Origin of the sequence: Roseimicrobium gellanilyticum, from assembly GCF_003315205.1 — a bacterium.
In the GTDB taxonomy this organism is placed as follows: Bacteria; Verrucomicrobiota; Verrucomicrobiia; order Verrucomicrobiales; family Verrucomicrobiaceae; genus Roseimicrobium; species Roseimicrobium gellanilyticum.
Map to the genome: position 1 here is coordinate 1 of NZ_QNRR01000016.1, position 12,211 is coordinate 12,211.

Consider the following 12,211-nt stretch of genomic DNA (forward strand, 5'->3'; position numbering starts at 1 on the left):
CACAACGCTCACGCACCCGGCGCAAACGCTGCGCGCTCAACTCAGAAAAAAACAGACAACCACTTCCGCGACTCCATTTATCTAACTAGACTTAATCATCTCAAACGCAACATCCTTTACGCCATTCCTCGCCAACTTCCCTTCATGGCATTGGGCTTTAGCCGAAGGGGGGGCAGGTGTCATGCCACTGAATTCGGCGACCCGTTCCTGATTCGGCTGAAGCCGAAGCTACTTTCAAAAGCGTCGCGCTCTGGGTCGCGGTATCCCCTGAATATTGGGGTGCCCTCTTGTAGTTTTCTTATAAGAAAGCCCAAAGACTTCGATCCGATTGCATTCCAGCATCTCGCATCGGATGGTACACGCTGCGAAGCATGTGCAGATGATGTCGAGTTCCCAAGCCCCCCACTTCCCTTCCCTTTCTTTCAGCCCCGTCCGAGCTTGCTGGATTCAGATCATCGTCGCCGCAGGAGCAGCATTGCTGCTTGCAGGTTGCGGTCAGGAGGCTGCGAAAGAGGACGCGGACCAAAAGAAGTCTGCAAAGACCGCGGCCTCGAAGGAGGTCATCGGCGAATTCATCGTCATCGAGCGCACGGACACGCCGGACCCGAAGACGAGTGACTATGCGGACTGCCTGTACACGGCGAAGCTGCAGGTGGTGGCGGTGGAAGGTGGCGTGGATGGAACCGAGGAGAAGCTCGGCACGACCGGTGGTAAAGAGGAAGCTCACATCGTTCTCGCAGCACTGCCGGCATTCCTGAATCGCAAGCTACAGGTGGGGCATGAACTCGCTGTCGGAGATCGCTTCCGTGCGAGGTGGGTGGCGTTTGATGAAGCGCCAGAGAAGTTCCGCAAGATGCAAACCGCGGACAAGTTCGGCGACTATCTGCTGGAGTATCGACTGGTCACGGATGCGAAACTGGTAAGACGCGGCGCCCCCATCACGGCGGCTGCCGCGGCAGGTGCTCAGGGGAAGATGCCGGAGATTCCGAAGGAGCGCTTCATCCGTGCTGCGGCCACGGGTGTTTATGCGGACCGTCGCAAAGAACGCATGTCCCGCGAGCTCGCACGCATGAAGGGTGAACTGGAGGCAAACGGGGGCTCGTGGGAGACCTGGATGAAGAAGCTGGAGCCGTATCAGGAAGAGTTGGAGAAGCGTGCGAAGGAAGCGGGCGGCACACTGAAAGTGGACCAGCATGTCTTCGCGCGACTCGGCTTGCAGTGTTACTTCGATCTCACGCAGGATGATCCGCAGGTGGGTCCGCTCGCAGCGTTGCGGTTGCTGAATGCGGAGTTGCAACGGCATGGCATCGACCTCGTGGTGGTCCCCTTCCCCAACAAGGAGGACGTGAATGCGCACAAGTTCCTCGCGAAGGATGCGAGTGCTCCGACAGAGCTGAACCCCTGCCGCATCCGCTGCATGATGCGGATGCTGGAGCATGATATTGAAGTCATCGATCTCGTGCCCGCCCTGCGCGCAGGGTTGGAAGCGCATCCATTTGTATACTACGACAATCGCGACACGCATCCGGCGGATGGTGGCATCCAGATTGCGGCGGATGAAGTGGCGAAGGTGCTGGGGGATTATGATCTGTTGCCTGCGAATCACACCCTACTACCCATCGAGAAGACGGAGTTCGTGATTGAGAAGGACATGGAGTACTTCACGAAGGGCTCACGGTATCCGGCGCATCGGGTGTTGTTTCCCGTGGATGCCACGCCGCATCGCGAAGTCCTGCTGCAGGGCGACAGCTTCCTGAGTGTGCCCACGAACTACGTGCACAACGCCACCATCGCGGATCACATTGGCAGGCATCTGGGCTACCGACCCGACAAGCTGGTGCGCGAAGCCGGGGCGAACTTGATCCTGCAAGACCTCGCGCGTCTGCCGAAGTCGGAGCTGGAGGGAAGAAAGGTGTTGTTCTTCGTGTTCGGTCCCACGCGGCTGCGGTCCCCGCATTCGCCACTCATGTCTCCGGAGTTGCACTGGCATCTGGCGTTGTTGCCGGAGTGAGTTTGGTGGGACGGTGAAGCGTACGCGAAATTCAACACGGAGGCACGGAGACACAAAGTTTTTTAGAGAGAGTGCAGTCTCTCGGTTGGCCACCCCGGACAAATCTTCAGCTTCTGATGAGCTGTACACGGTCATTGAGTCTCCGGACGATGCCCTTCGACATGACCGGCACACAAAAGTTGAGGAGCAGCCCCATCGGTTTTCCTGTGAGGCGAAGGTAGGAGAGAAGCTGCGCCGAATGCACCGGCAGGATCACTTCGACCGCCTTCAGTTCCAGTATGATGGAATCCTCGACCACAAGATCCAGGATTAACGCTTTGTTGAGCACTTCTCCCTTGTAGGTGAGTGGCAATTGGACTTGGGATTCAACGCGTAGGCCTCGTCTGGATAGCTCAGCATGCAAACACCGTTCGTAGATGGATTCCAGCAGGCCCGGCCCCATTTCCCGATGTACCTCAATCGCCGATCCGATGATTGCTTTGGAAAGTCGATTCAGGCCAGATAGTTGATAGGACATCGGCCAAAAAACTGATTCCAGCATGTCAGGCAAGCCATTTCAAAGAAACCCTGTGCCTCCGTGCCTCCGTGTCTTTGTGTTGAATTCCAGCACTCCACCAGCGTCCACCGTCCCAGCAAAATGGCATTTCCACGAATTTCCCAAAACGAACGCTCGCGTGGGATGCGTTGTCTTTGTAGCCTTTGTCAAATTGTCTCATGGATTCCGAAGCAAACCTCCCGCCCCCCCATCCCCAGGCATCCGTTACTATTGAGGATATTCACGCCGCTTCCGCCTGGGTGCAGCCGCTCCGTTCAGAAATCGCCCGGGTGCTCGTCGGCCAGACAGAACTCGTGGACCGCCTGCTCATCGCGCTGCTGACGAATGGCCACGTGCTGCTGGAGGGCGTGCCCGGCCTTGCCAAGACGCTCACGGTGCGCACGCTGGCGAACTGCCTCCACGCGCGCTTCCAGCGCATCCAGTTCACCCCGGACCTGCTGCCGGCCGACGTGGTGGGCACCATGGTCTTCAATCCGCGTGAAGGTACCTTCAGCCCGCGACTGGGCCCGGTGTTCGCGAACCTCGTGCTGGCGGATGAAATCAACCGTGCCCCGGCCAAGGTGCAGAGCGCCCTGCTGGAGGCCATGCAGGAGCGGCAGGTCACCATCGGCGTGGACACGTACACGCTGCCGAATCCTTTCGTCGTCCTCGCCACGCAGAACCCCATCGACCAGGAGGGTACCTACACCTTGCCGGAAGCACAGCTCGACCGCTTCCTGCTGAAGGTGCGTGTGGACTACCCCACCCCGGAGGAGGAGCGCCTGGTGCTGGACCGCATGGCCACCTCCCGCCCGAACCTCGAGGTGGAGCCCGTGATTGCCATCCAGCAGATCGCGAACAGCCGCTCGCTGGTGAATGACATCCACATGGATGACAAGGTGAAGGACTACATCGTGAGCATCATCCATGCGTCACGTCATCCCGAGGGCGTGACGGCGCATCTGCGGAATCTCATCCGCTGCGGTGCATCCCCGCGCGGCACCATCAATCTCGCACTGGCATCGAAGGCCAACGCCTTCCTGCAGAGCCGCGACTACGTGACGCCGAATGATGTGAAGGCCCTCGCGCCGGACATCCTGCGCCACCGCATCCTTCTGAGCTATGAAGCGGAAGCGGAAGGGGTGACCACCGATGACATTGTGCGGCAGTTGCTGGACAAGCTGCCCGTGCCGTGAGGTGCGTGATTCATTCCATCCTCGCGTGCCATGATCGCTGATTGGGCTCAAAACTTGGGGCGACTCACCGGAATATTCTGCTCGGTGTTCGGTCCGGCGCTCCTCGTGCTGGCGATCCGGTACTGGCTGCGGCAGCGACGCCTGCATAGCCAGGAAGAGGAGCACTTTCAGGATTCCCATGCGCGTGGCGTGGGAGCGCTCCCACCTTCGTCATCCGGCCGGCACTATGAGTCTGTGGCCACGAGGAGCCCCCTGTCGCCTGCGGAGGCGGAGGATCGCGTCAATCGCATCCTGAAGCGGGTGCGGCGCATTGAGCTCATCACCCGTGGCCTGGTGAAGGAGACCATCGGTGGGCAGTACCATTCCCGGTTCAAGGGACAGGGTATTGAGTTTGATGACTTCCGCGAGTACCAGGCTGGGGATGACGTGCGGTTTCTCGACTGGAATGTCACGGCGCGCATGAATGAGCCGTACATCCGCAAATATGTGGAAGAGCGCGAGATGTCCGTGATGCTGCTGGTGGACGTGAGCCGCAGTGGTGACTACGGCAGCGGCGAGGACAGCAAACGCGAACGCATGGCGGAGATAGCCGCGGTGTTCGCCTTCAGCGCGCAGCAGAATCAGGACAAGGTGGGGCTGGCGATGTTCAGCAGTGAGGTGGAGTTCTACCTGCCTGCGAGGAAGGGCTCGGCCCAGGCGTTGCGTGTGGTGCGTGAGATTCTGAACTACCAGCCGCGAAGGGTGGGCACAGACTTCACCCAGGTGCTGGACCTCACGGTACAGCGCATCCCGCATCGTGCGCTGGTCTTCATCATCTCCGACTTCATGACCGGCTACGACAGCACCGCTTGGGAAAAACCCCTGCGTGCCGCCGCCTCGAAGCATGACGTGGTGGCCGTGCAGGTGCTGGATCCGCGGGAACTGAAGCTGCCCAAAGCGGGACGCATGTGCCTGGAGGATCCAGAGACCGGTGAGCAGGTGTTGGTGAATACCTCGGACCCCCATGTGCGGCAGACCTACCAGCAGCGGGTGCAGGCCATGCAGGACAACCTGACCGGCATGCTCAGCAGGAACCGCGTGGAGCGCGTATCCATCCAGACAGACACGGATTATCTTCCGGCATTGCGAGCGTATTTCCGATCGCGGAAGCGGAGGTGAGTGAAGGGCGGAGTTTGAGGTCGGTGTCAGTGTTCAGTAAACAGTAGTCAGTGAGTAGTAAGCAGTAATGAAAGTGCTGTTGCATAGCATGGAAGAAAGACCCGAGGCCCTTCGGAAATGTGGGCCCTTCGGGTTCAGGGCATCCTCACGCGTCTGGATGATGGTGATGTTCGTGACTTCTTTGATGCTGGTGCCAATGCCGATCGTCATGGCGCAGACACCGGCCCCGCCAGGCGCGCCCACGCAGTCGGTGCCGCTGCCGCATCCGGACATCGCGTCGCCAGAGTTCCCCTCACCCACGCTCACACCCTGGTGGCTGGTGGTGGGTGGCATTGCGATGGGACTGGGTTTGCTGGCGCTGCTGGTGTGGTATGCCTTTCTGCCGCGGAGCGTGAGACCTCCGTCACTGCGGCATGCACCGCTGAAGGGAGCGATTGACTCGATGGAGGCGCTGCGCCGCCGCGTGCCTGAGATGGCTCCTTCCGAAGTGGCGCACGATGTCTCCCTGATCATCCGCATGTACCTGCAGCAGTCCTACGCGGTGCCGGCTCCCTACCGTACCACGGAGGAAATCTACCGCTCGGCTGAGCTCTCCACGCGTGAGCCGTTGAAGAATCGCTTCGAGCCGGTGGCGGTATTCTACGACCAGGTCGAGTTCGCCCGTCACCCGCGCACGGTGGCGGATAGTGAAGGGCTGGTGGATGCAGCTCTGGAAGCCCTGCGTGAAGAGCAGAGGCTGATGGCACAACCCGCGCTCATCGCTCCGGTGTTCACGCCTCCTGCACTGCCACCGCCACTGCCGCCGTCGCCCCCTACGACAGCAGGTTCCCCACCCTCTCCAGACCCGGTACCGGCCTCCACTCCGCAGCCCTCAAAAATCTCCCTCACCAAGCACTGAGGTCTGCCTTCCCGCATTGCAATTCCCGGTCATGCCCATTCCCTTCTTCCCCAACCATCAGCTCGGTTCGCCGTGGTGGCTCTTGCTGCTGCTCGCGATTCCGATTCTGATCGTGCTGCGCGGGCGCAGAGGGGGAGCGCCTGCCATGACCTTTCCTGGTGTCGCCATGCTGCGCGGCCTGGGCTCGTCCACTCGAAGCCGGATGGGTGGCTTTGGCCTGAACCTGCTCCACCTCGGGCTTTTCTCCGCGATCATCGCCCTCGCCCGGCCGCAGGAGGTGATTTCCTATGAGGAGACAAAGACCGACGGCCTCGCCATCGTGGTGGCGTGCGATGTCTCCCTCTCGATGCTCATCGATGACTTCTACATCGGTGGCACGCGCGTGAACCGCCTCGCCGCTGCGAAGCGCGTGCTGCGCGACTTCATCAAGGGCAGGCCGAATGACCGCATCGGCATCGTGGCCTTCGCCGGTGCGCCATACACCCCCTGCCCGCCCACGCTGGATCACGACTGGCTGCTGGAGAACATGGACCGCGTGCAGACCGGCATCATGGAAAACGGCACCGCGATCGGCTCCGGCATCGGCACGGCGGCGCTGCGGCTGAAGGACCAGAAGGTGCCCAGCAAAGTGATCCTGCTGCTCACGGACGGCGCAAACAATTCCGGCAAGCTGAGCCCGCAGGAGGCCGCGAAGCTCGCCGCGACGCTGGGCATCCGCATCTACACCATCTCCATCGGCACACCGGGACACCATCTCATCAAGCTGCCCAATGGGCAGATCATCGACTCCGGTCGTGAGGAGTTCGATGTGGAGACGCTGCAGGAGGTAGCCCGCATCGGCCGGGGAAACTTCTACCGCGCAGAGGACCTCGCGGGACTGGAGCATGTGTTCAAGACCATCGACGGCCTGGAGAAGACCGAGATCCGCCGGAAGAAGGTCATCGAGACCCGGGACAAGCACTACTGGTGGCTCATCGCCGCAGCCTCCCTCTGCGGCTTGTATGTCTTATGGCGCCAGACGCTTGGGAGGGCAGCTCCAGCGGTGGCGTGAGTGCTCTGGGGTGAATTCAGTCGGTGGGGTGATGGCGCGAAGAGTATCTAGCAAGCAGTAGTGAGTAAGTAGAACTGAACCTGAGATGACCCATAACCCGCCTCACCTTTCCGCACTCCCGCCTCATACTGACTACTGACTACTGACTACTGACTACCTTCTGCCGTGAACTTCGCTGCTCCCAACTACGCTTACCTGCTCTTTCTGTTGCCGGTGATCGCCCTTTTCAAGATTTGGGCGGATCTGGAGGGCAAGAAGGCCCTGGAGGGATTTGCGTCGTCTGCGCGGCTGCGATCGGTCCTGCTGGAAGGGGCCTCGGTCGTGCGGGCAAATCTGCACTTCGGCCTCATCCTGCTGGGCATTGGCTTTTTCGTCATCGCTCTCACGCGCCCGCAGTATGGGAAGGATGAGAAGGACCTTGAGCAATCCGGGCGGAACATCCTGATCGCCATGGACACCTCCAAGTCCATGCTGGCGGAGGATGTGGCACCCTCCCGCATGGAGCGCGCGCGACTGGCTGCGCAGGACCTGCTGAAGAAGCTGGAAGGCGATCGCGTAGGCATCATCGCCTTCGCTGGACGCGCCTTCCTGCAGGCACCGCTCACCACGGACCAGGAGGCTCTGGTGGAGACCATCCAGACGCTGGACCACACGACCATCCCCCGGGGTGGCAGCAGCCTGGCCTCCGCGATCAATCTGGCCGTGGAAACAGCGCAGAAGGCACGCGGCACCCGGCACGGCCTGGTGATTTTCACGGATGGTCAGGAGACGGATGATTCCGCCATGGAAGCGGCCCGGAAGGCGGCGGACCTGAATATCATCATCCTGCCCGTGGGGGTCGGCTCTGTGGATGGCACGCTCATCCCGGATCCGAACCCGCTGAACGAGGGAGGCTACATCCGGGATGAGAACGGAAATATCGTGAAAAGCAGGCTTGAATCCGGTCTTTTGAGAGAAGTAGCGCGCATTACGGGAGGCGAGTACGTGGAGCTGGCCTCCCAGCCCCTCACGCAGACCATTGTGGACCGGGTCATGGCGAATCTGGACCGTCATGATGACAAGTCGAAGCACCTTTCCCGCCCGATTGAGCGCTACCAATGGCCGCTGTTTGCGGGTATATTGTGCATCATGCTTTCCCAATTGCTGCGTCCTTCGTCCCGGCGTTCGGTGCGCATCGCGGCGCTGCCGGTGGATCCCCGGGCCACGGTGCACCAGCATCAGCCAACTTCCCGTGCGGTCGCGAGTCCCGCGACTGTTTCCATTCTGGCCATGCTGGTCGGTGGATGGTTCCTGCTGACACCCGCGGCGGTGGAGGCAAAGGTGGCTCCCGAAGTGCAGGCGGCGCGCAAGCAATACCAGGAGAAGCAGTACCAGGAGGCAAAGGAGGCCTACACCAAGATGCTCCAGTCCAAGAAGCTGCCAGCCCCGGCGGAGGAGCTCTACTACGGACTGGGCGCTGCAGAGCTGCAGCTCAAGGAGTATGACATGTCTGCCCGCTCCTTCAGTGATGCGCTGAAGTCGCACAATCCGCGGGTGCAGAAGCCGGCGCTGCGCGGCCTGGCCACGGCACTCTACAGTCAGGGCGAGGTGCTGCTGAAGTCCGACCTGGAATCGACCATCAAGGCCTGGACGGATTCGCGCGATCACTTCGATACCGCGATGGGGCTGGAGAAAGACCAGGAGTCGGACTCCTATCGTGAGCTCTCAGAAAACCGCGCGCTGGTGCAGAAGCGTCTGGACGAGGTGAAGCAGATGCTCGCGGAGCAGAAGGCGCGACAAAAGGCCGAGAAGGAGAAGCGCAAGCAGAAGAAGCAGCAAGGCCAGGGGCAAGGCGAAGAAGGCGAGCCCGAGGAGGAGCCGGAAGAAGGTGAAGGCGAGCAGCAGAGCCAGAACCAAAACGGTGGCAACCAGGAGAAGCAAAAACCCACGGATGCCCTGCAGGAAGGGAAAGAGGAAATCCTGGAGGGCGACCTGCGTGCGGGTGACCCCGGCAAACCCTCCGACTCCGACAAGGAAGGCCAGCCGGATGGCGATCACATGCGCAATGACAGCACGGGATACACCCCCTTCGAAGCGCGCTCGATGCTGAAGATGTACTCCGACGAGCAGAAATCCACGCAGTACCTCATGCGGCGGGAGCGTGCGCCCGGAGGCAAGGATTACTGAGAATTCATGGTCAATGGTCCACAATCATTGGTGAACGGTATGCAGCGCAAAAGGGTCACTATCTGAAGCCCCTGGCGCGCCAGGCTTAGTCATTTGTTGAGATGTCCCCATCACTTTTTCCAAACCCCCAAGCTCCAGAGTGGGCAGTCTGCCGTGAGAGAAGGTTCCCAGCGAATCTGCTGTTCCAGCCATGGCTGGTGATGCTCAGCATGCTGCTGCTCGCCATGGCGTCCAGTGCGCAGGCGCAGCCCTCGGTCTCGGCATCGGTATCTCCAGCCCAGATCACCCCGGGAGGATCCGCGGTATTCACGATCACGGTGGCCAATGGCCGGCCAAGCAAGCTGGACGCTCCTCCCTCTCTTCCTGAGGGTGTGGAACTGCTGGAACCCACGGCGGAGTATCGAGAGGCGCCGGTACAACTTGGCGGGTCGGTACAGATGGCGCTGACCATGAACTGGCGCATCACGTGCCAGAACGAAGGAAGCTATCTCATTCCACCCCAGGAAATCGAGATACGCGGCGACATCTACACCACCAAGCCAGTGAAGCTGGTGGTGAAGGACGACCCGAACTCGCCCTCCTCTGACTATGATCCCATCCTGAGCCTCGAAGCGGGCAAAACGGAATTCTACGAAGGTGAAGTGGTGCCGCTCACGGCAAACCTCTACATCCACGGCCGTACCATGCTGCGCCGGCCGGGATTGATTGAGCTGCCGAAGGAAAACTTCGCCGTGCAGCGCTTTCCCCTGCAGCCGGATGAGGAGAGCGTGCAGCGCATCGGCGGGGTGCCGTATCGCGCGAACATCTTCCACAGCACCGTGTCCGCGTTGAAGCCGGGCAAGTTCAAGCTGGGGCCTGCCACCTGCGAAGTGCTGGTGGATGTGCAGTCCAGCGCGGAGAATTTCACCCCGCAGTACTTCAGCCAGATGGAGACGCGGAAGTTCAAGGTGAAGAGCAGCGAGGTGGCGCTGAATGTGCTGCCGCTGCCGAAGGACAACAAGCCGGGCACCTTCAGCGGAGCCGTGGGTGAGTTCGCGATTGGCCTGGTGGCGGAGCCACTGGAAGTGAATGTGGGTGACCCCATCTCCGTGGAACTCTCCATCAGTGGCTCGGGCAACTTTGACTCGGTGAGCGTGCCCACCTTGACGGACCCGAAGAACTGGAAGCTCTATCCTCCCAGAAAGTTCCAGCCAAATGACGGCATCTTTGCGCAGCGCAGCGGCAGTCGTGAGCAGCGCGTGAGCTTCACGCAGATCATCCTGCCGAACAAGGTGGTGAAGGAGATTCCGCCTTTTGAGTTTACTTTCTTCAGCCCGACGAAAAAACAATATGTCGTGCTGACGACACAGCCAGTACCCATCAAGGTGAAGGGACCGGCGACACCCGAGGCACCGCCCGCAGGCAGTGGCACGGCAGCAACCACCAAGGAAAGCACTGCCCTGCCCCCGCTGGAGGAGAAGAAGCCCGTGGTGAAGGCAGCGATCACCGACATCCTGACGAACACACCGCGCCGCGCCATGTGGTTCGCCGCCAGCCTGCCACTGAAGGACGACCGCCGCTTTCTGATGGCGAACTTCATCGCCACTGGAGCATTGCTCTTCATCATCGCGATGAAGCTCGGCCTCATGGCCTGGCGCTCATACACCCATTCACCGGACGCACCCACGCGAGCGCTGTGGAAGGGTTTGCACGACAACCGGCTTTCGCGCGCCGACTTCTACACACGAGCAGTGCACTATGCGGCCGTCACCGGCGTGGCCGGCACGGCAGTACCCACCATTGTGTACCGTCAGGAGGAACTGAACTATGCGCGCCAGGGTGAGGAAGCCAGCCAGCCGGTGCCGCGTGATGAGCGCAACCGCGTGCTGCATGTCCTGAAGTGCGGAGAATTTCCAGCGCCACAGGTCGAGCCGGCAACGGTGTCGCTTGCTGCTGCGCCAGCCGAGACTGCCACCAGCACAGAGACCACACCGGCCGGAGATGCCCAGACGGCGCCGGCTGCATCAGACTCCGCTGCCGCCACCTCTGAACCGAAGGCAACGTCACTGAAGGAATCCGCGCCACCAACATCTGCCCTTATCCTGTCGAAGGAACCCGAGGCCGAGGCGGGCGACAAGGAAAAGGAGAAATCTCCAGAAGCCACCAGCGCAGTTGCGGAAACGAAAGAGCCTGCCACCGGCGAAGGCTCAAAGGACAAGGGAGATGAACGTCAACCGGAGGACAAGGCCAAGGCCTGAGCCGCTCCATGCACCTGCATTCCGTTTCTTTTTACACCGTCGAATCCATGCATCCTCGTATGAAGGATCTGCTGCGCCTGCTCGTGGCACTCGTGCTGCTGCCTTTCGCGTGGAGCAGCGCTTCCTTGCAGGCGGCCACTCCGGAGGCTGCGGCTGCTGCCACGGACGAACTGGAAAAGCGCTATGAAGATGCGCGCGTGGCATTCGAGAAAGAGGACTACCGGAGAGCGCAATACCTTGGCGAGTCCCTGCTGAAGGACTCGCTGGATCAAGGCAAGGTGAGCCCGCAACTCTTCCAGCTCATGGGACACACGCGCTATCGCCAGGGAGACCTGGGCCGTGCCGCGCTGTGGTACATGCGCGCCACGCTCTTCCCGCCTCCCTCCCCGGAGACGACACAAAATCTATCCCATATCCGTGGCAAGACGGGGAACCTCGCCTTCGCAGCGAATCGGTTTGGCGATCAATACACTTCGCTGCTGACACGCCCGCAGTGGATGCGCATTGTGGTTGTATCCGCATGGGCGCTGGTGTTTTCCGTGGTGCTTTTCATTGCGATCCGTTCGTCTGGCTGGCGCACACTTTTCCTGTTGGTGGGCCTCCTGGGCCTCGTGGGGGGCGCGCTGGGCTTCACAGGATGGAAGCTGCGTCCGACTTATGACCGGGTGAAAGACCTCGCGATCGTGACCTCACCCAATGCGCAATCCTACACGGCCGCCACGACGACGGCGGGCCGGGTGATTGCCCTGCCACCCGGCAGCCAGGTGCGCAAGCTGGAGGAACGCGGCGCGTGGACCTACGTGGAAACGTGGCGCGAGGAAACCGGCAGCGGCGCCGTGGGCCAGATGTTCCGCGGCTGGGTGCAGAATGATGCCCTGAGCACGTTCTGGCCGTTTGATGCGAAGTTTTTGGATTGAGGAATTCTGGGGCTCAATTCGCAGTTCACGGCCAGGTTCCTG

9 protein-coding genes are annotated in these 12,211 nt (G+C 61.0%); 8 read left to right on the plus strand and 1 reads right to left on the minus strand.

Going from position 1 to position 12,211, the window contains the following annotated elements:
• Positions 1–352: 352 nt before the first annotated feature.
• Entirely contained in the window at positions 353–2,011 is a 1,659-nt protein-coding gene (locus tag DES53_RS28760) for an alginate O-acetyltransferase AlgX-related protein (RefSeq protein ID WP_113961805.1), read from the plus strand.
• Between the two features lie 106 nt (positions 2,012–2,117).
• Here the strand turns inward: DES53_RS28760 and DES53_RS28765 are convergent, their stop codons facing one another.
• On the minus strand, positions 2,118–2,552 hold the full coding sequence (locus DES53_RS28765) for a GxxExxY protein (RefSeq protein WP_211325725.1): 435 nt from the start codon (positions 2,550–2,552) through the stop codon (positions 2,118–2,120).
• A gap of 173 nt (positions 2,553–2,725) precedes the next feature.
• Between DES53_RS28765 and DES53_RS28770 the strand changes: the two genes are divergently transcribed.
• The 7 genes from DES53_RS28770 to DES53_RS28800 all read left to right on the plus strand — a co-directional run bounded on the left by DES53_RS28770 (position 2,726) and on the right by DES53_RS28800 (position 12,169).
• Positions 2,726–3,742, plus strand: a complete 1,017-nt coding sequence (locus tag DES53_RS28770) for an AAA family ATPase (RefSeq protein WP_113961806.1) — start codon at positions 2,726–2,728, stop codon at positions 3,740–3,742.
• A gap of 30 nt (positions 3,743–3,772) precedes the next feature.
• Positions 3,773–4,900, plus strand: a complete 1,128-nt coding sequence (locus DES53_RS28775; protein WP_113961807.1) for a DUF58 domain-containing protein — start codon at positions 3,773–3,775, stop codon at positions 4,898–4,900.
• A gap of 208 nt (positions 4,901–5,108) precedes the next feature.
• Positions 5,109–5,798, plus strand: coding sequence for a hypothetical protein (locus tag DES53_RS28780; protein ID WP_113961808.1), 690 nt, complete (start codon positions 5,109–5,111; stop codon positions 5,796–5,798).
• Positions 5,799–5,829: 31 nt separating this feature from the next.
• Positions 5,830–6,849: a VWA domain-containing protein gene (locus DES53_RS28785; protein ID WP_113961809.1), complete on the plus strand. Its 1,020-nt coding sequence runs from the start codon at positions 5,830–5,832 to the stop codon at positions 6,847–6,849.
• A gap of 165 nt (positions 6,850–7,014) precedes the next feature.
• Positions 7,015–9,015, plus strand: coding sequence for a vWA domain-containing protein (locus DES53_RS28790; RefSeq protein WP_113961810.1), 2,001 nt, complete (start codon positions 7,015–7,017; stop codon positions 9,013–9,015).
• A gap of 209 nt (positions 9,016–9,224) precedes the next feature.
• Positions 9,225–11,252 carry a BatD family protein gene (locus DES53_RS28795; RefSeq protein WP_170157499.1) on the plus strand — a complete coding sequence of 676 codons (2,028 nt, stop codon included), beginning with the start codon at positions 9,225–9,227 and terminating at the stop codon, positions 11,250–11,252.
• 47 nt (positions 11,253–11,299) lie between these two features.
• Positions 11,300–12,169, plus strand: coding sequence for a tetratricopeptide repeat protein (locus DES53_RS28800; protein WP_170157500.1), 870 nt, complete (start codon positions 11,300–11,302; stop codon positions 12,167–12,169).
• Positions 12,170–12,211 lie beyond the last annotated feature (42 nt).